The following is a 25,101-nucleotide window of genomic DNA, read 5'->3' on the forward strand; positions in this document are numbered from 1 at the left end:
GCTGATCATTTCACGTAGTCAATGTCATTGACGTACCAGGTCGCATCGCCAACCGGTGTGGTGACCACCAGGCTGTCACCGACTTCCTTTTTCAGCAGCGCACGCGCCATCGGGGAGTCGATAGAAATATAGTCTTTGCGGCCAAAGATTTCGTCATAGCCAACGATGCGAAAACGCTTGATGTCGCCGTCGTCGTTTTCCACTTCTACCCATGCGCCAAAGAACACTTTGCCGTCCTGCTGCGGCGAGTAATCGACAATGCGCAGCTGTTCCATGCATTTGGTCAGATAGCGGATGCGGCGGTCGATCTCGCGCAGGCGCTTTTTGTTGTACTGGTAATCAGCATTTTCGCTGCGATCGCCGAGGCTTGCGGCCCAGGTGACTTTTTTAGTCACCTCAGGACGCTCTTCCCGCCACAGGAAATCCAGCTCCGTTTTGAGCTTGTCGTAGCCTTCGCGGGTAATCAGTTTGGTCTTCATGCTGGCTGTTGCCTTCCACGCGGTTAATTTTTCAAAAATTTCTGCGACCATTGTTTCACACATTTGCATCGCTGACAGTGCAGAAATTGGCCGAAAAATCTGCCGGACTGCTACGCTTTATGTGATGGCTTTTTAGTCGAATAATTATTATCCTTCGCCGCGATAGCGTGGGTTTATATTCTGTTCACCGTTTACGCAATATTCTGAATTTTATAATAGTTTCATAAAAAATAACTTCTGGTTATGGGTCACAGGGATTAGGGGTACAGCTACAAATGGATTTACTCAAATTCTTACTTCGTCTGCCTTTTACATTGATAAAAGGTGTTCTCCGCGCGCTGGCCTTCATTTTGGGTCTGCTTGGGCGCGTCTTTAAACCTGTTGTCGGCAATATCGACTGGCGTGCGCCGGTCTGGTGGACGGCAATATCCGGCGGGCTGAAGCGTGGTTTTGCACGCCTGGAAGGCGGGGTGGATAAACACCCGAAAGCCATCAGCCTGACGATTCTGGTGTTGCTGTGCGCGGCAGGCGCGGGCGTTTATGGCTGGCACTGGTGGTTAAACCGTCCGCAGCCGATTGAACCGGCACCGATGGTCTATCAGGAAACCAGCGTGCGGGTCAGTGGCCCGGAAGCGGTGAACTACGCCGCACAGAAACTGGCGCCGCAGCAGGTGTCGTTTTACTTCAAAAACTCCGCTGCACCGCTGACCGATGTTGGCAAAGTGGTCGAGAAAGGGATTTCCCTGAAACCTGCCGTGGAAGGCGAGTGGAAATGGCTGAGTGGCTACACGCTGGCATTCACGCCGAAAAAACCGCTGCCAATGGGCACCCGATATGAAGTGAATTTCACGCCTGACGTGTTACTCGCCCCGCAAATCAAACTGCCCGTGACGCGCTATGAATTCACTGCGCCAGCGTTTGATTATCAGCTTGGGGAAACGGAGTATTACCAGGACCCGCAGGATCCGCAAAAACGCAGTGCCATTTTCAACGTCAGATTTAATGCACCGGTGGATGTGGCCAGCTTTGAAAAGCAAATCGCGCTTGGCCTGACCGAAGGGAAAGCCAAAACCGAGTCGAAGCTCAATTACTCCGTGGTCTACGACCAGAAAAAACTCAATGCGTGGGTGCATTCCGAACCGCTGAAATCGCTTGATCACGGCGGCTCCGTGCGCGTCTCGATCGGTGAGGGCGTGAAAGCCTCGGTGGCATCGAACGCCACGACACAAGCCAGAAATGGTGTGGTTTCCGTGCCGACGCTTTACAGCCTGACGGTAAATGAAGCCAGCGCGCAGGTCGTGGATGCTGACGGGGCGAAAGGCCAGCGTGCACTGATTGTCGGTTTCAGCGATGCGGTCAAAGACAAAGACATTCGCCGCGCGGTGAAAGTCTGGCTGTTGCCGCAGCACGATCCGAATGAACCCGAAGCCGGTACCGGCCCGGACGACTACGCCAGCTGGGAAGTGCAAAGCATCGAAAATAACGTGCTGGCGCTGTCCACGCCGCTGAATATTCAGCTCAATGACGCCGAAAGTGATTTTCAGCCGCAGTTCAGCTTCCGCTTTGATGCCCCTGCGCACCGCTCAATGCTGGTGGAAATTGATAACGTGCTGACCTCCTCCGGCGGCTACAAAATGCCGGAAAAACTCTACCGTATCGTGCAGGTTCCGGATTATCCGAAGTCTCTGCAATTTATGTCGCAGGGCTCGCTGCTGTCGGTCAACGGTGACAAGCAAATCAGCGTTGCGGCGCGTAACGTGCCGGGAATGCGTCTGGACATCAAACGGGTGATCCCAGGCCAGTTGCAGCACATCGTTTCCTTCAAAAGCCGTCAGTATTCCTCCGCAGAATTTAACCGCCTGAATGACGAGTATTTTACTGAGCACTTCAAGTATCAGACGGCGGTAAATAACGATAAACCGGGTGAGGTGAATTATCAGGGCGTTGATCTCTCACGCTATCTTTCGACCGATCCCAACTCGCACCGTGGCGTATTCCTGCTGACGCTGTCGGAATGGGATCCGAAGAAGAAAGAAGAAAAACCGGCCGCAGATGATGACGGCAACGTCTATCAGGAAGAAGAGAGCAGTGACGAACCCTCTGTGGGCGATTCCCGCTTTGTCGTTGTGACCGATCTGGGGATTATTGCCAAGCGTTCGCAGGATAAAACCCGTGATGTGTTTGTGCAGTCAATTCACAGCGGTACGCCGGTGGCGAATGCGAAAGTCTCGGTGATTGCGAAAAATGGCGTCACGCTGCTGACGCAAACCACCGGTGCCGACGGCCATGTGCGTTTCCCGGCGCTGGACGTTTATACCAGCGAGCGCCAGCCGGTGATGTTCCTGGCAGAGAAAGAGGGCGATGTCTCCTTCCTGCCTGCCGATCGCGATAACGATCGTGGCCTGGACTTCTCGCGTTTTGACATTGATGGCGAAATCACGCCGAACGATCCGCGCACGCTGAGCAGCTATCTGTTCTCGGATCGCGGTGTTTATCGTCCGGGCGATACGTTTAATATCGGCCTGATCACCCGCGCCGCTGACTGGAGTAACGGGCTGGCCGGTGTGCCGGTTCGCGCTGAGATCCACGATCCGCGCGATAAGCTGATGAGCACTGTACCGCTGACGCTCGGTGCCAGTGGTTTTAACGAACTCAGTTACACGACTGATGATAATTCGCCTACCGGCGAATGGAACGTCTATCTGTATCTGATCGGCAAAGACAATGAATCTTCTACGCTGCTGGGGCATACCTCCGTCAATGTGAAAGAGTTCGAGCCGGACCAGCTGAAGGTAAAACTCCAGCTGACGCCTGAGCGCAAGCAGGGCTGGGTGAAACCGTCGGAATTGCAGGCCAATATCGACGTGCAAAATTTGTTTGGCACACCGGCACAAGATCGCCGCGTGACGTCGAAACTGACGCTGCGCCCGATGTATCCGAGCTTTGATCAGTTTCCGGAATATGCCTTCTATGAGAACCGCCAGAACAGCGACGGCTTCGAAACAGAACTGGAAGACCGCACCACCGATGAAAAAGGCGCGGCGAACATTCCGCTGGACCTGAAATCCTATGCTGACGCGACCTACCAGTTGCAGTTGCTGTCCGAGGCGTTTGTGGCCGGTGGCGGGCGTTCAGTTTCCGCTACCGCGCGGGTTTTAGTGTCGCCGTATGATTATCTGGTCGGCGTTAAACCGGACGGCGATCTGGGGTACATCAACCGCAGTGCGGTGCGTCATCTCAATGTGATTGCGGTTGATCCGACGCTGAAACAGATTGCGCTGCCTGCGCTGAAAGTTGCACTGATCGAACAGAAATACATTTCGGTGCTGACCAAACAGGATTCCGGCGTTTATAAATATCAGTCCAAAATGAAGGAAGTGCAGCTGTCGGAACAGCCGCTGTCACTCACCGCGCAGGGCAATGACCTGACGCTGGCGACGGACAAACCGGGTGATTTCGTGCTGGTGGTTGAAGACGCACAGGGCAACGTGCTGAACCGCATTGGCTATACCGTCGCCGGTAATGCCAACCTCAGCCGTTCGCTGGACAGAAATGCCGAACTGAAGCTGAAACTGAATCAGGGCGAATATCTGCCGGGCGAGGAAATCGAGGTGTCGGTTAACGCGCCGTATACCGGCAGTGGCCTTATCACCATCGAGAAAGATAAAGTCTACAGCTGGCAGTGGTTCCACACCGATACCACCAGTTCGGTGCAGAAAATCCGCGTCCCTGCGGGCATGGAAGGCAACGGCTATATCAACGTGCAGTTCGTACGCGATGTGAATTCCGACGAAATCTTCATGAGCCCGCTCAGCTACGGCGTAATGCCATTCAAAATCAGTACCAAAGCGCGGCAGAACTACCTCGAAGTTGATGCGCCTGAAGTGATTAAACCGGGCGAAAACCTGGCGATGACCGTGATGACAGACGGCCCGCAGCAGGTTGCGCTGTTTGCCGTCGATGAGGGGATTTTGCAGGTGGCGCGTTATCGCCTGAAAGATCCGCTGGAGTATTTCTTCCGTAAACGCGAGCTTGGCGTGGAAAGCTCGCAAATCCTCGACCTTATCCTGCCGGAGTTCAGCAAGCTGATGCAGCTGGCCGCCGCGCCGGGCGGGGACGCCGGTGAAGGGCTGGATCTGAACGTCAATCCGTTCAAACGTAAACGCGATAAGCCGGTGGCGTACTGGTCTGGCATTACCGAAGTAAATGGCGAGAAGCAGTTCGATTACCAGGTGCCGGATTACTTCAACGGTAAAATCCGCGTGATGGCAATTTCCGTCACGCCGGACAAAATCGGTAAAGCGCAAACGTCCGCAACGGTGCGCGACAACTTCATCATGACGCCGAATGTGCCGTCGATGGTGGCGCCGGGCGATGAGTTTGACGTCAGTGTCGGGGTCAGCAATAACCTCGAAGGTTTGAACGGAAAAAGCATTCCGGTGGCGATCCACCTGACCGTGCCGCCACAACTGGAAGTGGTCGGTAAAGCCGATCAGAACCTGTCGCTGGCCGAAAAACGCGAAGGCGTAATCAACTTCCGTCTGCGCGCCAAAGCCCTGCCGGGCGATGCGCCGCTGGTGTTTGACGCTACGTATGCTGATAAAACCAGCCGCCGTACCATCAGCACGTCGGTGCGACCTGCGATGCCGTTCCGCACGCAGTCGGTGATGGGACGTATGAGCGGCAGCAGCCAGAACGTCGATAACCTGCGTCAGATGTTTGATGCATATTCGGTGCGCAAAGCGGCAGTTTCCAACTCGCCACTGGTGCTGACCAACGGGTTGTCGCAGTATCTGGCGGATTATCCGTACTACTGTTCGGAGCAGATTGTCAGCCGTTCGGTTCCGATGATCCTCGAAGGGCTGCATCCGGAAATGAAAGGCAGTCTGAGTCAGGCTGAAACCAGTAAGAAATTGAAAGACATGCTGGCAATCCTGCGTTCACGTCAGAACGACAGCGGCGCGATAGGTCTGTGGCGTTCGTCGCCGGAAACCGATCCGTTCGTCACGCCTTATGTGGTGCAGTATTTGCTGGAAGCCAAAGCCGCAGGCGTGGCGCTGCCAGCCGGCATGCTGGAAGAAGCCAACGGCGCATTGCGTGTATTGGCGGCGAATCAGAATGATGATTTGTACAACTTACGTCTGCGCGCATGGGCGGTGTATCTGCTGACGCGTCAGGGTGAAATCACCACCAGTTCACTGGCCTCGGTGCAGGACACACTGCAACAGCGTTATCCGGACACCTGGAAAACCGATCTCAGCGCGCTGTATCTGGCGTCGTCTTATCGCATGCTGAAGATGGATGATGAAGCCAATACGCTGTTGCAGCCGACGTGGAAGCAACTGAGCAAGGCGTATGACAAAGCCTGGTGGACGCAGAGTTACTTTGACCCACTGGTGCAGGACGCAACGCGGCTGTATCTGATCACCCGTCACTTCCCGGAAAAAGTCTCAGCCATTCCGCCGCAGGTGCTGGAAAACATGGTCAAATCGCTGAAAGAGGAACGTTACACCACCTATTCCTCGGCGATGAGCATTCTGGCGCTGGAGAGCTATTCCTCACAGGTGGCAGCCCAGGCAACGGCACCTGATGCGCTGAAAATCACGCAGATCAGCAAAAGAAATAATGTTGAACCGCAGCTGATTTCCAGCGTTCAGGGGCTGTTTGCGAAAGCGAATTTCACTGCTGATGCGAAAGCATTACGTGTGGAAAACGGTAACGATGCGCCAGCCTGGTATGTGGTGACGCAGGCCGGTTACGATCTGGCTGCCCCGAAGAAAGCGATTTCGCGCGGTCTGGAAATCACCCGCGATTACACGGATGAAAAAGGCAATGCGGTCACGCAGGTCACGCTGGGGCAGAAAATCAACGTGCATCTGAAAGTCCGTGCCAATTCAGAAGAAGGGCAGAGCAATCTGGCGATTGTCGATTTGCTGCCGGGCGGCTTCGAAGTGGTTCAGCAAACGCCACCGGAACCGGAGTCTGACAGCAGCGACGAGAACAGCGACGCGGAAGCGTCGGCTTCCTGGCAGTCACCGCTGGCGGCATCGGGTTCAACGTGGGCGCCGGACTACAGCGATATTCGTGAAGATCGCGTGGTGATTTACGGCAGCGCAAGCACCGACGTACAGGAGTTTGTGTATCAGATCAAAGCCACCAATACCGGCAGCTTTGTGATCCCGCCAGCCTATGGTGAGGCGATGTACGACCGCGAAGTTCAGGCGCTCTCCGTCAGTGATAAAAAACTGGTGGTTGTGCCTGCTGCTGACAACAAATAACAGAGGGTGCCAGGCACTGTCTGAAGACTACGCCCCGCCATTCACGGCGGGGCGTAACCTTTCCCAGGTAGCAAGATGATCACCATTCCCACATTCATCCGCACAGCAAAACGTCTGCTGCAAAATATTCTGATGGGCGTCTTTTTACTGGCGCTGATCGTGCTGGTCTGCCGTCTGTGGCCGCATCCGCCGCTTTCGCAGGGGCAACCTTTCTCAACCGTCTATTACGATCGCCAGGGCACGCTGATGCGCATCACGCTTGCCAATGATGACCGCTATCGTTTGTGGACGCCGCTTGGACAGGTTTCTCCGCTGGCCATTAACGGTTTGCTGTTGCACGAAGACCGCTGGTTTTACGTTAACCCCGGTTTCAACCCGGTCAGCCTGCTGCGTGGGTTCTGGCGCAGCTATGTGGCGGGCGGCAAAATGCAGGGCGGCTCGACCATCACCATGCAACTGGCGCGCATGCACTGGCATCTCAATACCCGCACGCCGTCCGGCAAAATCATGCAGGTTTTACGTGCGGTTCAGCTGGAGCTGAGTTATTCCAAACACGACATCCTCGAAGCCTATCTGAACTACGCGCCCTACGGGCGCAACATTGAGAGCATCGGCGCCGCCAGTCTGATTTATTTCAATAAGGCCCCCAAAGATCTGACATTACCTGAAGCGCTGACGCTGGCTGTTTTACCGCAATCACCGAGTTTTCGTATTGATGCCAATACCGGCGTACTGGGGGCGGCGCTGACGCAGGCACGCAACCGGCTGTTTGAGCGCTGGCAGGCACATTACGTCACAGACTCCAGCCAGATTTCACTGTTCAGATTGCCGCTGGCGCTGCGCCAGCCGGAGCGGATGCCCTACATCGCGCCACATTTTATCGAACAGCTCAGGCTGCAAAACCGGCAACTGATTCAGACCAATACCCGCATCGACACGACGCTGGACGCGGGCCTGCAGCGGCTGGTTGAGCGTCAGGTAAACGCGTTTATCACCCGTAACCAAAGTCGCGGTATTCAGAATGCCGCCGTGCTGCTGGTCGATAGCCGCGATATGGGGGTACGGGCGCTGATGGGATCGGCGGATTACTACAACCGCAGTATTCAGGGGCAAGTGAACGGCACTAACGCCAAACGCTCGCCGGGATCGGCGCTCAAACCCTTTATTTACGCGCTGGGCATGGAGCAGGGCGTGTTGCATCCGATGACAATCCTGAAAGATGTGCCGTCAGCCTTCGGTGCTTATGCGCCGGAAAACTTCGACCGCCGCTTTCTCGGGCCAGTGACGGCCACGGATGCGCTGAACTTCAGCCGCAATATTCCTGCCGTGTATGTTGCGTCGCAGCTTCGCCAGCCGTCGTTTTATCAGTTTTTGCGTCTTTCCGGCGTTGCCAATATGTCCAGCGAAAACCACTATGGCCTGTCGCTGGTGCTGGGCGGCGGGGAGGTGACGATGCAGGAACTGGCAAAATTGTATGCCCTGCTGGCGAACCGCGGCGTGCTGCAACCGCTGAGGATGCAAAAGAGCGATCCACAAACAGCCACACCGGTACGGTTACTGAGTGAAGAAGCCAGTTTTATGACGCTGGACATGTTGCGTCAGCACCGCCGCCCTGGCGATACGCTGGCCCAGCAGCCTTCCGCGCTGCCCGTGTACTGGAAAACCGGCACCTCGTGGGGATTTCGTGACGCCTGGAGCGTCGGGATTTTCGGTCCTTACGTGCTGGTGGTATGGGAGGGGAATTTCGACAGTAAAGGCAATAACGTGTTTGTCGGCGCAGAGGCCGCAGCGCCGCTGTTCTTCAATATTATCGACAGCATCAACGCCGGCTATCCGGCATTGCAGGAGCCGAAGCGTGCATTCCCTAAACACCTGAAACGGGTGGATATCTGCCTGGCCAGCGGTGATTTACCGACACCCTGGTGCCAGCAAAAGGGCAAAACCTGGTTTATTCCCGGTAAATCACCGATTAAAGTCGATACCGTCTATCGCCCGGTGCGTCTTGATAAACTGACTGGTGACGTGGCGTGTCCGCCCTTTGATGAGGACGAAACCCGTACTGAAGTGTTTGAGTTCTGGCCATCGGACCTGGCTAACGTGTTTGCACAAGCCGGTTTACCTAAGCGCAAACCGCCGGTGAGTCACTGCAAAGATAACGGTGTGGACGTCAGTGGTAACCCGCCGCGTATTACCTCGCCGCTTAAAAACACGACGTATACCTTGCGGCAATCCCAGCAGGGGCGCGACCGGATTTCGTTCAACGCGGTCACTGACGCGGACAGTAAAACCGTCTACTGGTTTGTCGATGATATCTATCTCGGCAGCTCCGCAAGCAAATCCGCCATTAACTGGCAGCCTATCAATAATGGGCAATACCGCATCCGCGCGGTAGACGATCGCGGACGCGCGGACAGCCGGTTGGTGAGTATTGAGATTGTGAATTAGCGGTGAAATTCGGGCAGCGCAATGGCTGCCTGAACATTATCTGATATCGATTTTAAGCGTGGCCGTCGCCTGGAAGGGACCAGTGTCGAGTTCGCCGCCGACCAGATTTATGGGAATGGCTTCGAGCGACAGTTTCCCCTGCCCGGTCTGATTGATCGCAAGAACGCCCATAGTAAAAGGGATATATGTCCCCGTATTTTCGATCATAATGCCTATATCTGCTTTGTTATCGGAAGGGCGACGCCGTGCAACCAGATAATACTGATCTTGAACATCCTGACCTTCAAGGATCATGGTTAATTTATTGCCCACGGGTATCACGGGTAATCCGTTCTTTGTGCAGTTATATCTGATGTCAAAGTTAACCGGGCGATAATTATCTGGTCGGCCATTTTTAGTGACGAACTTACTGGCCTGAATGGCGCCGAAATTGACGGAAATAATTTCACCTTCATTTATTTCGCAACTTTGCGGTACCGTCAGTGTACCGCTAATATACAGAATAGCCACCGGCGTACCTAAAATAGGGTTCGGGTTAGCTGATGTTGCAGCGGACGCATACACGCGGGCAATTTCAGTGTGTGGGATATTTATTTCACCCACAAAAGGCATAGTAATGTAGAAGTTTAATTTTCCCTGAGATCCGGTTGTGAATGTATCGTGCGTGTTATGTTGCCTGCATACACCTGTGTTAGTTTTATCCCGATGCAGTGTTTTATCAATGACTGCATTGGTCGTGGGGACAGTAATGTAATTATTATTAGGAATAGAAATTTGAGTCATGAGGTCCACATGATCATTTATTTTATAATAATTTATGGCGTGTCCGGCTGGTAATGATGTTCTTAAGCTGTATATAATCTGTACTCCGCTTGAACTTGCTGCATCACTATCAGTACAGTTACAAGCTATCTGATAGCTTTGTTGCCCCCCGTTCAGCGTTTCTTCGAACGTAAATGTCTTTTTATTTTCAACACTTTGTAAATCATGCAGTAAGTTATTTTCGTAACTATTTGCCCCACCATTAAGGGGCTCGCAGATAACGGCATCTCCGGCAAATACATGTGCGGGATACATCCATGACAGAGTAAAGCCCAATACTGCCAATATGTGTGTTTTGAAATGAGATTTATTATTCATTTTTTTTCCTAAATACATGAGGCAGTAATGGTCTGAACTGAAACAGGCGAAGGTTTTAGATTCACCGTCGCTTTACATTGCTGATTTTTAGCCATGCCCCATTTCACCGTAAAATCTACAGGTACGTTAGTTTTAACTCCGGATAAATAAAGGATCCCACCTTCATCGACGATATTCTCTAACGTTTGATCCTCATTCACCGCGACAGCCCCGAAAGGTACAGGCACACCATCTAAACGGAGCAACTTAATAAGTACACGGACACCAATTCGTGCATCGAAGTGTGCAACTACCATCGCCCCTTTATTGGGAATAACCATTTCGGAAGATTTCGTGACATCGACGTCTTTGGGAAGTGTTGTGGTATCAAGATCGATCCGGTTTTCTGAGTATGCGGTGAGATAGGGAACAACGGCATAACCGCGCCAATCCGTTTCCAGGCCAGGAATATTTTGAACTCTGGCCCCACTCGCACCGTTGGTGTCGATCAGAGCAAAAGTCTCGCTTAATGGTTGGGAAAGCGTAACGCCATGGTTGTGCCCAACTATTCCACCCGAGATCCCATAACTTATTTGTTGAGAAGTATTATCATAATAATACCCAGTATTTAAAATGCCGTACGGTGAACGATAAGTCGCGTTCAGGTTTGTGTTGTCTGTACCGCCCTGATTGGTATGGCTCTGTAAAACAGAATAGCTGAGGCGATAATCATCTAAAGCTCTGCCGCTCATACCTAATTGCTGACGAGTACTGTCGCCCTTTTGATGGGTAGCATTATAGGTCGCCCAACTTTGTGGCAACCAGCGACTTAAGGGCACACGAATGTTAAGTGCAATCTGCTGGTCATCTTCTTCATCTTTTACCCGGCTATATGAATACGAGAGGTTATAGCTGATGCTATAAAAACTTGAACTCATTCCAACCGTGATATTTTTCTCTTTATTAGTGTCTCGCCAGTAATCCTGCTGATAGGCTGAGGCGTAAAAGCTGGCACCCTCCCAAAGTGACTGGTTGACACTGAGTTGATATTTACTGCGTTTGTGACCATTTTGCACTGCATCATCCAGCGATTGATTGGCTTCATCAAAATCGTAGAATCCGCTCGTCGAATAGCGGTAACTGGCAACGGAGAAATTGGTATTTGTTGTTTCGATATTTTTTGAATATTGGGCTCGATAAGACTGACCACTACTATTTTCATTGTTGTCCAGTGTGGTCTGAGCCTGGGTAATATCGACAGACACTGAGCCTAAATTAAGCAGACTAAAACCTATTCCGGCAAGGCCTGATACATAGTCAGAGGAAAGCAGAGTGCCGGCATAGGCAGTTATTTCATTAGAGATACCGTAAATCGCTGTGCCTTGGGCAAAGTTAGGTTCTTTATCTCCATTCTCATTCGAACGATATCTTCCGAGTGTGCCGCTGTATTTAAATCTTCCAGGGCGTTGCATAACGGGTACAGCGGAGAAAGGCTGATTAAACCTGCGTTCCGTTCCATCTGCTTCTTTAACAGTGACTTGTAACTCCCCGCTAAAAGAGGAGGGATAAAGGTCATTGATCTCGAATGCACCCGGCGCAACGTAACTTTGATAGATAATGTAACCATCTTGACGGACAGTGACCTCAGCATTGGAATTGGCAATGCCTCGAATGGTGGGTGCAAAACCGCGTTGACTGTCGGGCAGCATGTTGTCATCAGACGCTAACTGAACACCTGTAAATGGCAGGCTGGGAAATAAGTCACCAGACGTTGAGCTTTCCCCCAATAAAAACTGGGATTTTAGGCTCTTAATATCACGTTCTGCGTAGGTAGATATGGCATCCCAGCTTTGTTCATTGTCCCCGCTGCTGTAAGTACTGTAATTACGTAAACGCCATGGACCCAGGTTCAAACCGTTTTGCATATTAAGGTACTGGCTCGCGTCATCACTGCCATTTTTATTATGACGCTGGGAGCCTGAAAAAGAATAATTGGAAAACAAAACCGACACTCCGTCATCCCATCTTTTTGGGTCAACATACCCGTGAGCTTGCTGATTCAATGCAGCCTGAGGAATGCTCAAATCCAGACGCATACGGTTAAAATCGAACTTTGCTTCGGCGGCAGGAATATATGACGCCAGTGAGTTAAGAGGGGCATCCGGTTTATGGTTGGCTAAAGCAGGGAAAGCATCCACGCGAATATTCAAGGCACGCAGTAAATCAGGCGTAATGTTTGCTTTCAGTGAGCCATCAGGCATCTGGACATAGGAAATGTTTTGTTCAGACATCTCCTGTTGGTTAACAAAAATCTTGGTCTTATACACACCAGGAACTTGTGCTTTATCACTCAGAGAAAAAACCGAAAGATCTACTTTATCAGTAGGCTGCCCATGATGTTCAAGCAACTGAGGATCGAAATAAACCTCCTGTGCCAGCGCCGAACTTATCGTCAGGCTTATTGCAGGTGCAAAACATAGTGTTAAAAAATGATGCTGCAAACGAAGTCGATAAATGAGCTCCTTCGCCTTATTCGTATACGGATAATCATCCATGGCGGCTGTCCCTGACGTCTCAAAACGCTTCCTGGTGAATAATTAAAATGTTAATTAAAGTGCGTGTTTGATTGGGGGCGTATCACCGCCATAATCATTTATTGCTCTCCATTCAACAGTATTACCGGTATTGTTATCAGGCAATTTTACTGTGATCTCGCTGTCTGGTGGGATCATGTCAGTATCTTTAAGTAATGAGTTTCCTAATGTCAGATAACTTAAAACAACGTAATAAGAAGAAGGGTTTCTAATATGCAGTTGACCGTGAGTTCTTGAGAATGTGAGCATTTTGTAAGCATCAGAAGCTCTTCCTTCGATTTTTTCCGGACGATAAAACAACTTGATTCGTGTTTTAACCACCAGGATCAATTCACTTGTGTCATTTTTAGGTGTAGAGGGAATGGCACGGATGTTGATATAAAATACAGATTCTCTGTCCTGAGGTAATTCGGTGCCCGTATATGAAATACGCAGGTTGTTTTCTTCATGTTCGTTCAGACGAAAGAGCGGTGGGGTAAGCGCAAAGGGGGCGCGGGTTTTCCCATCACTATTTTCTATCCATGACTGGATTAAAAAGGGTTTGTTATCGGAATTATTACTTAATGGGAGTGAAGCTTCTTTTTTCTCAGCATTGTATATCACGCGTGTACGCCCAATTAAAATCCCACCGCCATAACTTTGCTGAATGGAAAAAATAAAAATTAGCGATATTTTCATTAAAGGTATGATTATTTTACGCATGAGATCATTAAATCCAGTTAGTATATGGAGTAAGTCTTTTTTGGGAGAAACTCGCCAGAAACCTGGCGAGTTAATTTTTTTATCGGTAGTCGAGAGTGATGTCTACACTGGCTTCTGCAAGGCCCTCCTCGATATCTACGGTATCGACATACGAACGATAGTATGCCTTCCAGTTGATATTCATGCTTGTGCCAGTGATAGGGTATTCAATATCAGAAAGTCTATTTAAGGGCATAATGGAACCGCTGGCTGCATCAATAATTTCTATACCGACACCCTTGGCGATATCAGCAGAGACAACCCCTTTTCCTACCTGAATTAAATTAGGATGACTAGAATCTACTGCCGGAGCCTCTAACCAAACATGGAAGTTTGGTATTGTGCTTGTGACCGGGCAGTTAGTGAGAGGAAGTATAACATCAACAAGTTGCGGGGATGTGTCACCCGCATTGCGGAACTGAGCTGCTGAATAATGACCTAACTCAATATCTTTATCAGCGCCGCCGTTAATCACACAAGCAGTTTTAATGATTTCACCCGTGAAGTTAATTCTTCCGTCAATCGCGTAGCTGTTTCCAGCTAACGCCAGAAGTAATCCGCTAACAATAGCTTTGTATTTCATTTTCATTTTCAGCATCCATTCATAAATAAAATATTGAAGGTGAGGGCTACAGGCTCCATCAATTCATACACAAAACTTATTAATGAAAGTCCTGCAGGAATCGGATTCTATCAAGTGTTTTATGTATTGAATAGTAGGTGCGGAGTTGTCTATTTAGCCTTGGGATGTTTTTTACTCTAATATATAAATGCGAATAATTGTTTATATTTAGATGATTCATTTTAATGATTTGTTGATGATTAATTGGTCTATGGTGAAAAGAAAAAAGTATTATTAAAATTTTATTATTAATTTTATCTATAAAAGGAATCATTAAGATTTCTGTTTAATTTCATCTCAAATTAATTTAAGAGTGATTTTTTTACCGACAATGAGCCATTTTTACTCTCACCCCGCAAGGATGCCGTCTGGGAATCGGTCAGACAGGTCAGATAAAGTACAGCAGAAGTCGGGAACAGATTTTGGAGGGCGGGACAAACCGTAACAAACCAGGCGTTGGTAGCGGAAGATTCCTCTGATATTGTTGATAAATTAGGAAATCCGTATTCATTGTTACAATTTCGGCTAGAATATATACCATTAAACACTGTCTGTTTTGGCTGATTTTTCTAACAATACACGCTTCAGGCATTCACGCCTTTGGGAGAGTTACATGCAAGAAAATCACAAGATTCTGGTGGTCGATGACGACATGCGGCTGCGCGCACTTTTGGAGCGTTATCTGACTGAACAGGGCTTCCAGGTGCGTAGCGTGGCCAATGCTGAACAAATGGACCGCCTGCTGACCCGTGAGTCCTTCCACCTGATGGTGCTGGATTTGATGTTGCCGGGCGAAGACGGTTTGTCTATCTGCCGCCGCCTGCGCAGCCAAAGTAACCCGATGCCCATCATTATGGTCACCGCGAAAGGCGAAGAAGTTGACCGTATCGTGGGGCTGGAAATTGGTGCCGACGACTACATTCCTAAGCCGTTTAACCCGCGTGAACTGCTGGCCCGTATTCGTGCCGTATTGCGCCGTCAGGCCAATGAACTGCCGGGTGCCCCTTCTCAGGAAGAAGCGGTAATCTCCTTCGGTAAATTCAAACTGAATCTCGGCACCCGCGAAATGTTCCGTGAAGATGAGCCTATGCCGCTGACCAGCGGTGAATTTGCCGTGCTGAAAGCACTGGTGAGCCATCCGCGTGAGCCCCTGTCCCGCGACAAGCTGATGAATCTTGCGCGTGGTCGTGAATACAGTGCAATGGAGCGTTCTATCGACGTGCAGATTTCGCGTCTGCGTCGCATGGTAGAAGAAGATCCGGCGCATCCACGTTATATCCAGACCGTCTGGGGTCTGGGCTATGTCTTCGTGCCGGACGGCAGTAAGGCATGAGACGAATACGCTTTTCACCGCGTAGCTCGTTTGCCCGAACACTGTTACTCATCGTCACCTTGCTGTTCGTCAGCCTGGTGACGACTTATCTGGTGGTCTTGAACTTCGCCATCTTACCGAGCCTGCAACAGTTCAATAAGGTTTTGGCCTACGAAGTGCGTATGCTGATGACCGACCGGTTGCAACTGGAAGATGGCACGTTGCTGGCCGTACCACCGGCGTTTCGTCGCGAGATTTATCGTGAACTGGGCATCTCTCTTTATACCAACTCTGCGGCAGAGGAGAGTGGCCTGCGCTGGGCGCAACATTACGAATTCCTCAGTCAGCAGATGGCCCAGCAACTCGGCGGCCCGACTGACGTACGTGTTGAAGTGAACCAAAACACGCCGGTCGTGTGGCTGAAAACCTGGCTGTCGCCGGATATCTGGGTGCGCGTACCTCTGACTGAAATTCATCAGGGTGATTTTTCCCCGCTGTTCCGTTATACGCTTGCCATTATGTTACTGGCGATAGGCGGCGCATGGCTGTTTATCCGCATTCAGAACCGACCCCTGGTGGAACTTGAACATGCCGCGTTGCAGGTGGGTAAGGGGATTATTCCTCCGCCGCTGCGCGAGTACGGCGCTTCAGAAGTCCGTTCGGTTACCCGTGCCTTTAACCAGATGGCTGCCGGTGTGAAACTGCTGGCCGATGACCGCACATTATTGATGGCGGGCGTCAGCCATGATTTACGCACGCCGCTCACCCGCATTCGTTTAGCGACGGAAATGATGAGCGACGGCGATGGTTATCTCGCGGAGTCGATCAATAAAGACATCGAAGAGTGCAATGCCATCATCGAGCAGTTCATTGATTATCTGCGCACCGGGCAGGAAATGCCGACGGAAATTACCGATCTCAACGGTATTTTGGGTGAAGTGATCGCCACGGAAAGCGGCTATGAGCGTGAAATCGATTCCGGTCTGGCTGAAGGTGAATTGCTGGTGAATGCGCATCCGCTGTCAATCAAGCGCGCGGTGGTGAATATGGTGGTTAACGCCGCCCGCTACGGTGATGGCTGGATTAAAGTCAGCAGCGGTCGTGAGTTGCAGCGCGCCTGGTTCCAGGTTGAGGATGACGGTCCGGGCATTGCGCCTGATCAGCTTAAGCATCTGTTCCAGCCGTTTGTGCGGGGGGAAAGCGCACGCACCACCAGCGGAACCGGGCTAGGGCTGGCCATCGTTCAGCGTATTATTGATGCGCATTCGGGGACGCTGGATATCGGGAAAAGTGAGCGTGGCGGGTTACGCATTCGCGCCTATTTGCCGTTACCGGTTGAGATGCTGAAAGCGGTGGCGGTTCAGCAGAAGCCTGTCTGATTAAACGGGGGCCTTAATAATCCCCCGCTTTAATGGCATCAGGGCTGTAAAAAGCAGACTGAGAACATCCCGGTTTCTTCATATCGGCGATCACTTGTCGCGCTGCGGCAACCCGCGGTTTTATCAGCTCTTCCTGCTCATCACATAATACTCTGCCGCTTCTTCCCGCCATCTCGGTGTCTCTGCTGCGTCCCACGGATTCACGAGTTGCACGCCTGCCAGTGCAAAGCCTTCAGGATGATCCGTTGCCAGAGTCGCCTGATGATTGAGGCAAACGGCGGCGAGCTGGATATCAGGCTCCGGCATATCCCTGTTGGCCGCTTTTAATAATGCTGAAACTCGCGGGTAATACAGTGCGCTGGCCGCATCAAATGACAGCAGGCGACCGGCGAAATCCTGATTCAGCATTTCCAGCAAAGCCTCAGAAAGTGCGGCTTTCGGCTGGTTCTCTGGCAAATTCTCAACCCAGGAGAAAAGTGCGGCGACGCTCAGGCTGGTCAGGTACAGCTGCGTAGTGTCCTGCGCATCCAGCCATTGCAGTACGTTCTTTTGCGGCCGGGGGTTGATCATCTCCAGGATGACAGCGGTATTGAGAATAATCATTTGGATGGCAGTTCGAGGGGCCCGATGCTCAGCGTAGAAAAGCGCTGGCGGAGCTGGCTGCCCAAACCGAAGTCAGGTTGGGCGGGCGTTAAGGCCTGCTTCAGAATTAAACGCACTTCCTCTTCCATCGAGTGGCCTTTTCTGGCTGCCGCAATACGCAACAGTTCCTTCACGTCGTCATCCAGATTACGAACGGTAATGGTCGCCATGTGATGCTCCTCTGACAGCTTTGCTGTCATTCTGAAATGCCGCCGGGCCGGTTGCAATAAAAAAGGCGCGGAAGCCCGCGCCTGAAAGGTGAATATCGACAGATTAAAGCGTCGGCCCGGCGCTGACCAATGCGGCACCTGCAGGCGTATCGGTATATTTGTCGAAGTTATCGATAAATAACCGGGCCAGATGCTCAGCTTTTTCCTGCCATTGTTCACGGCTGGCGTAGGTGTTGCGCGGATCCAGAATCTGCGTATCGACGCCCGGCAACTCAACCGGCACGGCCAGATTAAACAGCGGCAGCGTAAACGTTTCTGCGTCGTCAATTGTGCCATTGAGGATGGCGTCGATAATGGCGCGGGTGTTTTTCAGCGAAATACGCTTACCGGTGCCGTTCCAGCCGGTATTGACCAGATAGGCCTGAGCGCCAACCGCTTCCATGCGCCTGACCAGCACTTCGGAGTATTGCGTCGGGTGCAGCATCAGAAAGGCGGCACCAAAGCAGGCGGAGAAGGTCGGCGTCGGCTCATTGACGCCGCGCTCTGTACCCGCCAGTTTGGCGGTGAAACCAGACAGGAAATGGTATTGCGTCTGCGAAGCCGTCAGTCGGGATACCGGAGGTAAAACGCCAAAGGCATCGGCGGTCAGGAAAATCACTTTGCTGGCGTGACCTGCTTTGGACACCGGCTGCACGATATTCTGAATGTGATAAATCGGGTATGAAACGCGGGTGTTTTCAGTTTTGCTGTTGTCATCGAAGTCGATCTTACCGTCTTCGCTGACCACGACATTTTCCAGTAACGCATCGCGTTTTATCGCACCAAAAATTTCCGGCTCTGCCTCCTTGCTGAGTTTGATGGTTTTTGCGTAACACCCTCCCTCGAAGTTAAACACGCCGTCATCGTCCCAGCCGTGTTCATCGTCACCAATTAACTGACGTTTCGGGTCGGTGGACAATGTGGTTTTTCCTGTGCCTGAAAGGCCAAAGAAGACCGCCACATCACCTTTTTCACCGACGTTGGCGGAACAGTGCATTGACGCTATGCCCTGCAACGGCAACAGGTAATTCATCACCGCGAACATGCCTTTCTTCATCTCGCCGCCGTACCATGAGCCGCCGATCAGCTGAATGCGCTCGGTAAGATTAAACGCGATGAAGTTTTCAGAATTCAGGCCCTGTTTTTGCCAGTCCGGGTTGGTACATTTCGCGCCGTTCATGACAATAAAGTCAGGCTCGAAGTTCTCCAGCTCAGTCTCCTGCGGGCGAATAAACATATTTTTGACGAAGTGAGCCTGCCAGGCGACTTCAGTAATAAAGCGCACCTTCAGGCGGGAATCGGCGTTCGCACCGCAAAAGGCATCGATGATGAATAAACGCTTTCCAGACAATTGCTTGCTGACTAAAGCTTTCAGCGAAGACCAGACTTCAGGCGACAACGGTTTATTGTCATTTTTGCCTTTGCCCTGATCTGCCCACCACAAGGTATCGCGCGTGGTGTCGTCGCGGACTATGTATTTATCCTTTGGGGAACGGCCGGTGAAAATGCCGGTATCGACGTTCACTGCGCCCAGTTCTGTCACCTGTCCGCGCTCAAAGCCTCCAAGGCCCGGTGCGGTTTCCTCATTGAAAAGAGTCTCGTAATCAGGGTTATAGACGATTTGACTGCTTTGATGGATCCCGTAGCGGGCGAGTGTTTCGGCGTTGATCCCGAGAGTGGTTGGCATTTCCCTGCTCCTTACCTGAACGTAGAACCCCTAAAGCGTCAGCGTCTTTAGGGATAAACCAGCGGTAATTGTAGGTATTTATGGCGACCAAACAGCGATAGCTCTCAAAGAATAACCGGAGATGTGAATTTTCTTCTGGAAATGTGATGGAAAACTAACAAATTGTGCAATGAAGTTATGAGGAAGCAATAAAAAAGGGACTTTCAACAGAAAGTCCCTTTAGTTTAATGAGTTAACAGTTAATGAACGTTATCATTTCCCGAAATAACATTGCCGCTCGCCTTCAGCGTCGCCATGTCCATGGCGTCAAATTCATAGTCTGAACCGCAATAATCACAGTGCATCTCGATTTTGCCATCTTCTTCCAGCATTTCGAGGATCTCTTCATCTGGCAGCGTCATCAGCGCACCGGCGCAGCGTTCACGCGAACAGGTGCAGCGGAAACATACGTCCTGCGGTTCATACAGAGTGACTTCTTCCTGATGATACAGACGATAAAGCACTTCGTTAGCCGGCAAATTCAGCAATTCTTCAGCTTTGATGGTGGTCGTCAGCTGTGACAGATGGCTGAACTCTTCCGCGTCCGTCTCTTCAGCGGGCAGAACCTGTAACAACATGCCGCCAGCCGCGGGCTGACCTTCAACTTCGCCTGTACGGATGAAAATACGTGTCGGCAACTGTTCAGACTGCATGAAATAGTTTTCCAGACACTCAGCCAGATTTTCACCTTCCAGCCCGACAACGCCCTGGTAACGTTCGCCCACGTTTGGAGAAATGGTGATCACCATGTAGCCGTTACCAATCATCTCTTTCAGGGAACTGCCTTCGGCGATGTCGCCCTGTAAACGCGCAATGCCGCGTAATTCCTGTCGGTTATTGCCGTTGATCACCGCCAGTTTCAGCGGGCCATCGCCCTGCAGTTGTACGGTGATATCGCCATCAAATTTCAGAGTGGCCGTCAGCAGGCTGGTGGCGACCAACATTTCGCCCAGTAAATTACGGACTTCAGCCGGGTAGTCGTGACCCGCTACGATGTGCCGGAACGTCTCATGGAGTGAAACCAGTTCGCCGCGCACAGCGTGATGGTTGAACAGGTAACGGTGTAACTGGTCGTGATTTGACATAACGTTCTCTCTGTTTGGCGGTGTTTTATTCCGCATCGCCATATTTGAATTTGATCAGGTTGCGGCGTTCCTTTTTGTCCGGACGTCGGTCCGGATGGGGCATCGCATTCATCTTCCGCGCCTGAGAAATTTTCTCCCGGCTGGCAATGCTGGCCTCGGTTTCCTGATAAAGCGTTTGCGCTTCTTCCGCACTGCGACGCTGAGTGGTCAGCCCCAGCACAATGATCGTTTTTGCATCGTTTCCCTGACGCAGGGTGATTTCGGCATTCAGTTCCATCAGCTTGCTGGGTTTCCCGCGCTGGCCGTTGTAATGCACCTTGCCGCCGTCAATCATCTCGCGTGCCAGTGCCCGGGTCTTATAAAAACGAGCCGCCCACAGCCATTTATCGAGACGTACTGCGTTGTCGTCCTCTTCCTTTTTACCTTTCATCTCTCCCCCTCAAACGTACCGGAACTACTGAGCCGGGCCTGTTACGGGGTGAATCGAAGGCAACAGGTCGCGGTAGTCATTGATGGAAGGGTGTCCCTGGAATGACTTATTTGCCCCGCTCGAATCCGGATTTTCTATACCCAGACAATAGCGGATACCAAAGGTTTTTGCCGCATTCAGGATCGGTTCCCCGTCATCGACAAACAGGGTTCTGCCGGGGTTAAAACCGGTCTGCTGCTGCACGGCAGCCCACAAACGTTGATCTTCCTTTGGATAACCAAATGTGTGGGTGGAAAGTAATAAATCAAGGTGCTGATCCAAACCGGTGTGTTCAATTTTAACTGACAGACTGTGGGGATGCGCGTTAGTCAGCAAAATAGTTTCGCGACCGCTCGCCCGCAGATGACGCAAGAACGGCACCGTATCGTCGCGTAAGCGCGCATTTTTGCCGATGTTTGTGGTCATCTGATAGATGTCCAGATCCAGCCTCTCGCTCCAGTAATCAAAGCAATACCAGTTCATGGTGTGCTGAACGGCCAGGTATTCGTCATGAATGATCTGGCGGGCATTTTCCAGCGGGATTGCACGTTGCAGGCTGAGTGCTGCCGGCACATCCTGTAACCAGAACTGACTGTCGAAAGCCAGATCCAGCAGCGTGCCGTCCATATCCAGTAAAACGGTATCGATATTGTTCCAGTCGAGATCAAGAGGCATGAAAACTCCATGTCCTGCGTGCCGGAGCATGGCAGGAGAGGTTAAACGCAAGCAGGGAAGGGCCAGAATACCATATTCTCTCAGGGCGGCGCAGAGCCACCCTGGGATTCAGTTCAGCGTATGCGTGGGGGCAGGCATCAACGTCGGGTGAAAGCTGGCGTTGTAATACTGTTCAATATCGTCGATGCGGCGCTTGTCTTTGATGAAGCGACGGATAAACAGCACCGTATTCACCAGCAGCACGCCAAGCAGCAAGAACAGCAGGACACTGGTGCCCAGATAGCGCCACAGCGTCGAGATATCAGGCTCACTGTGCAATGAAATGTGACGCGTGCCGTTGGCATCAATGCTGATGCTGGTGATCACACCCTGCGCACTGAACGGTGTATGCAGCAACATCGCGGAAAGGGTTTGCAGCTGTTTCCACTGATCCTGTGGCGGATTACCGAACAACCCGACCGGCGGCACCGGCTGTTCGACCAGCTGACGGCCTTCGTCATTGCTGATCAGGAATCCGCCCGGAGGTGGGCTGTTCAGGCTGTCAGCGGCGCGGCGGGTTTCCTGCAGGAAGAAAGAAGACGTGGCGTTGTTGACCAGTTCACTCAATGACTGCGCGCTGACCGGTCGCAGCAGAACGTTGATTCCCTGCAATGTCCCCGCTTTTGCACGCTTCACCAGCATGCTCCAGTTATTTGAATTGCCCAGATTCACCAGCGCATTTTTCAGGCGCACACACTCGTTTGATTTGTTTCCGCACAGCGCATCGGTTTTCAGCACGATATCGGCAAAATCGTCGAGCAGGATCATGCCGGATTTTTCAATCGCGGTCGCCAGCTGCGGGTTGATGTTCTGCTCCAGATTTTCACCCGGATGCATCTGATTGTTGACCGTCGTTTGCAGTGCGGTGGCGGCATCAATAATTTCTGACTGCGGAACCGGCAGCGGCGCGGCGTTGTTCCAGTAAATACCGGAACAGTCGAATGGCATGAAACCCGATGCGCTGCGGCTGCCCGATGGCGCCACATAGCACATCCCCGTGCCCTGAACTTTCAGTGTGTCGCCGACGCGCAGCGCCGTTTTTTCCAGATCCTGCACGCTGTTGACCTGCGCACTTTGCGCACCCTGAAGCCACGCCATGCTGAGTTTGAGCGGCAGTCCGAGCGGTACGTACACCAGCAGCATGAGCAGCAGCAGGAAAGCGCTGGTCGCCAGCACCAGATTCTTTCCCCACAGTTGCAACGGGAATTTTTTCACTTCATCGTGCAAAGACAAATAGCTGCCCTGACGAACCACGTGGCTGTTCATGTACAGCTCGATATCTGTCGGCTGACCCAGGTCACGGCCAATAAACGGCTGCCAGTGCGGCGGATAAATCAGATCAACCGTACCCAGTGAAATATTGCTGATATCACCCTGTTTGGATTCACCAAAAAGACCCCAGCGTTTAGGTAATCCCCGCAGGCAATGGATTTCCTTGCGGTTTTTACCTAAACGTTCGGAGACGACCCGCCAGCCCACCCAGGCGGTAAGCACCGCCGCCAGCGTCAGTAACCACGGCAGGAACACCACCGGGCTGAGCAGGGTGATAAACAGCAGCAATAAAACGCCGGAGATGGCCAGCGCTTCTTTCACGCCGCTGGAGCGGGTAAGTGCGTGTTCCTCACGGGTTTCACGACGCACTTTTACCAGTTCGATATGTTCACTTTCTTCATGGCGGATCGAGGCATTTTGCGGCTGCGAAGGCAGCACGGTAGAAACCGGCGCCGGGCCTTCATAGACGTGATCGACCAGTGAATGCCCGTTAAGGGAGATGACCAGCGGCATAGACTGCGTTTTGATCAGCTCAACCTGATTTTCCTGGGCAATGTATTGCTCCCAGAAAGGCGGCAGGTGAATTTCGGTGGTATCAAGGAAGTATCGTCCGCTGTTGGTCTCTTCGCTGGCGACTCCGTAACGGGTAATCGCGCGCTTGAGGCTGTAGACGTTTTCGCTTTTGGTGGTCAGGATGAGTTTATCGCGCAGGATAATCAGGTTATTACGGTGGGTAATCGGTGTTTGTCCCAGGCCTTCGCTTTGTCGCAAATACCGTTCAACGGCGTCGCGCTCTTGTTGCGAAAGTTTTCGCTGGCTGGGGGTGGGGAAATGTACCACGGACTCGTCGCGTTGGCGGCGTCGCAAGGCAAACCAAAAGAAACTCCCAGTGGCAATGATTGCGATACACAACAACACCAGTGTCACGACTACTGTGCTCATCCTATCCCCGTTCTGACGTGGGTGACTTACGTCAACTCTGTGAAAGTATTATACATAATTTAAAAACACATAAACCCAATACACATTTTTACGCGCGACCTGATATCGGACAGAATTTTCATTATTTGACTGATTTTTATGCGCAAATTTTTTTCAAAACATACCACGCTAAAGGATATCCGCAATTGTACTTTAATGGGTATCGGTATAATCCTATTTTGAATCGTGCGTGTTTTTGTTACAGCAGAATTGTGACGCGAACATAACAACGGGTCTTTTTTGCACGATATCAGGAGTGAAACCCGAGCTTCGGCGGTGAATAAACCCGTCTGCGCTGAACTTATGCGCGGTAAAGATTGCGATTCAGGCTTGCATTAACGCACAATGTTTTCTGATAGTAATATTCAGAAACCCATATGAACCCATTACGACACCCGCAGTCAGGTGAATAATAAGTTGGGGATGAAATGACACAACACCTGCAAAAACCGAAAATCCTGAAGGTGGAAACCGTAGCCCGTTCGCGTTTATTCACCATCGAATCTGTTGATCTGGCGTTCAGCAATGGCGCCGAACGTGTCTATGAACGCATGCGTCCTTCCGATCGCGAAGCGGTGATGATCGTGCCGATCATTGATGACGATCTGCTGCTGATCCATGAATATGCCGTCGGTATCGAAAGCTACGAGCTGGGTTTTCCGAAAGGGCTTATCGATGCAGGAGAAAGTGTGCTGGAAGCGGCGAACCGTGAACTGATGGAAGAAGTCGGTTACGGTGCCGGTCATTTTGACGTACTGGCAAAACTGACGATGGCGCCGTCCTATTTCTCCAGCCGTATGAACATTGTGATTGCGAAAGCGCTGTATCCGAAAAGTCTCGAAGGTGATGAGCCGGAGCCTTTACCGCAAACCCGCTGGCCGATTTCGCGGATGATGGAACTGCTGCAACAGCCTGATTTTTGCGAAGCCCGCAACGTCAGCGCGTTATTCCTGGCGCATGATTTCCTGACCCGCAACGCCCGCTGACCCAATGGGCTTTGCGGCGTTTGAGCCAAAAAAACGCCAATAAAAAAG

General features: G+C 51.5%; 17 protein-coding genes. 5 read left to right on the forward strand and 12 right to left on the reverse strand.

Translation table 11 applies throughout. From position 1 onward, the window contains the following. Positions 1–5: 5 nt before the first annotated feature. On the reverse strand, positions 6–479 hold the full coding sequence (gene greB / locus ED901_RS22345) for a transcription elongation factor GreB (RefSeq protein WP_056775408.1): 474 nt from the start codon (positions 477–479) through the stop codon (positions 6–8). Positions 480–754: 275 nt separating this feature from the next. On the opposite strand from greB, the gene ED901_RS22350 reads away from it, so the two are divergent. Then, a complete protein-coding gene (locus ED901_RS22350; protein WP_122097290.1) occupies positions 755–6,757 on the forward strand; it encodes an MG2 domain-containing protein in 6,003 nt (2,000 codons plus the stop codon). A 75-nt stretch (positions 6,758–6,832) separates the two neighbouring features. Beyond that, complete coding sequence (gene pbpC, locus ED901_RS22355) at positions 6,833–9,202, forward strand: penicillin-binding protein 1C (protein WP_122097291.1); 2,370 nt, start codon at positions 6,833–6,835, stop codon at positions 9,200–9,202. Between the two features lie 36 nt (positions 9,203–9,238). On the opposite strand, the gene ED901_RS22360 is transcribed toward pbpC, so the two are convergent. From ED901_RS22360 to ED901_RS22375, 4 genes are all read right to left on the reverse strand, one after another. Then, positions 9,239–10,342, reverse strand: coding sequence for a fimbrial protein (locus tag ED901_RS22360; RefSeq protein WP_240993997.1), 1,104 nt, complete (start codon positions 10,340–10,342; stop codon positions 9,239–9,241). Positions 10,343–10,350: 8 nt separating this feature from the next. Beyond that, complete coding sequence (locus ED901_RS22365) at positions 10,351–12,876, reverse strand: fimbria/pilus outer membrane usher protein (RefSeq protein WP_122097292.1); 2,526 nt, start codon at positions 12,874–12,876, stop codon at positions 10,351–10,353. Between the two features lie 54 nt (positions 12,877–12,930). Continuing rightward, positions 12,931–13,617 carry a molecular chaperone gene (locus tag ED901_RS22370; RefSeq protein WP_205965134.1) on the reverse strand — a complete coding sequence of 229 codons (687 nt, stop codon included), beginning with the start codon at positions 13,615–13,617 and terminating at the stop codon, positions 12,931–12,933. A gap of 79 nt (positions 13,618–13,696) precedes the next feature. Continuing rightward, positions 13,697–14,245: a fimbrial protein gene (locus ED901_RS22375; RefSeq protein ID WP_122097293.1), complete on the reverse strand. Its 549-nt coding sequence runs from the start codon at positions 14,243–14,245 to the stop codon at positions 13,697–13,699. A gap of 646 nt (positions 14,246–14,891) precedes the next feature. Between ED901_RS22375 and ompR the strand changes: the two genes are divergently transcribed. Beyond that, positions 14,892–15,611 (forward strand): two-component system response regulator OmpR, encoded by a 720-nt coding sequence (gene ompR, locus ED901_RS22380; protein WP_009635740.1) that lies wholly within the window; start codon positions 14,892–14,894, stop codon positions 15,609–15,611. After that, complete coding sequence (gene envZ, locus ED901_RS22385) at positions 15,608–16,969, forward strand: two-component system sensor histidine kinase EnvZ (protein ID WP_056775384.1); 1,362 nt, start codon at positions 15,608–15,610, stop codon at positions 16,967–16,969. Before ompR ends, envZ begins: the two co-directional genes overlap by 4 nt. Before the next feature lie 123 nt (positions 16,970–17,092). Here envZ and ED901_RS22390 read toward each other — a convergent pair whose 3' ends face one another. The 7 genes from ED901_RS22390 to ED901_RS22420 all read right to left on the reverse strand — a co-directional run bounded on the left by ED901_RS22390 (position 17,093) and on the right by ED901_RS22420 (position 24,028). Then, on the reverse strand, positions 17,093–17,539 hold the full coding sequence (locus ED901_RS22390; protein WP_240993998.1) for a type II toxin-antitoxin system VapC family toxin: 447 nt from the start codon (positions 17,537–17,539) through the stop codon (positions 17,093–17,095). 29 nt (positions 17,540–17,568) lie between these two features. Continuing rightward, entirely contained in the window at positions 17,569–17,781 is a 213-nt protein-coding gene (locus ED901_RS22395; protein WP_056775379.1) for a hypothetical protein, read from the reverse strand. Positions 17,782–17,884: 103 nt separating this feature from the next. Next, positions 17,885–19,507: a phosphoenolpyruvate carboxykinase (ATP) gene (pckA, locus tag ED901_RS22400; RefSeq protein WP_122097295.1), complete on the reverse strand. Its 1,623-nt coding sequence runs from the start codon at positions 19,505–19,507 to the stop codon at positions 17,885–17,887. 239 nt (positions 19,508–19,746) lie between these two features. Beyond that, positions 19,747–20,631, reverse strand: coding sequence for an Hsp33 family molecular chaperone HslO (hslO, locus tag ED901_RS22405; RefSeq protein ID WP_056775370.1), 885 nt, complete (start codon positions 20,629–20,631; stop codon positions 19,747–19,749). A 25-nt stretch (positions 20,632–20,656) separates the two neighbouring features. Then, positions 20,657–21,061: a ribosome-associated heat shock protein Hsp15 gene (gene hslR, locus ED901_RS22410; protein WP_122097296.1), complete on the reverse strand. Its 405-nt coding sequence runs from the start codon at positions 21,059–21,061 to the stop codon at positions 20,657–20,659. 24 nt (positions 21,062–21,085) lie between these two features. Continuing rightward, on the reverse strand, positions 21,086–21,775 hold the full coding sequence (gene yrfG / locus ED901_RS22415; RefSeq protein WP_122097297.1) for a GMP/IMP nucleotidase: 690 nt from the start codon (positions 21,773–21,775) through the stop codon (positions 21,086–21,088). A gap of 108 nt (positions 21,776–21,883) precedes the next feature. Beyond that, positions 21,884–24,028, reverse strand: coding sequence for an intracellular growth attenuator family protein (locus tag ED901_RS22420; RefSeq protein WP_183849722.1), 2,145 nt, complete (start codon positions 24,026–24,028; stop codon positions 21,884–21,886). Positions 24,029–24,495: 467 nt separating this feature from the next. Between ED901_RS22420 and nudE the strand changes: the two genes are divergently transcribed. Further along, positions 24,496–25,053 carry an ADP compounds hydrolase NudE gene (gene nudE, locus ED901_RS22425; RefSeq protein WP_056775361.1) on the forward strand — a complete coding sequence of 186 codons (558 nt, stop codon included), beginning with the start codon at positions 24,496–24,498 and terminating at the stop codon, positions 25,051–25,053. The last annotated feature ends 48 nt before the right edge of the window (positions 25,054–25,101 follow it).

This window comes from Rahnella sp. Larv3_ips (genome assembly GCF_003697865.1).
GTDB classification, from domain to species: domain Bacteria; phylum Pseudomonadota; class Gammaproteobacteria; order Enterobacterales; family Enterobacteriaceae; genus Rahnella; species Rahnella rivi.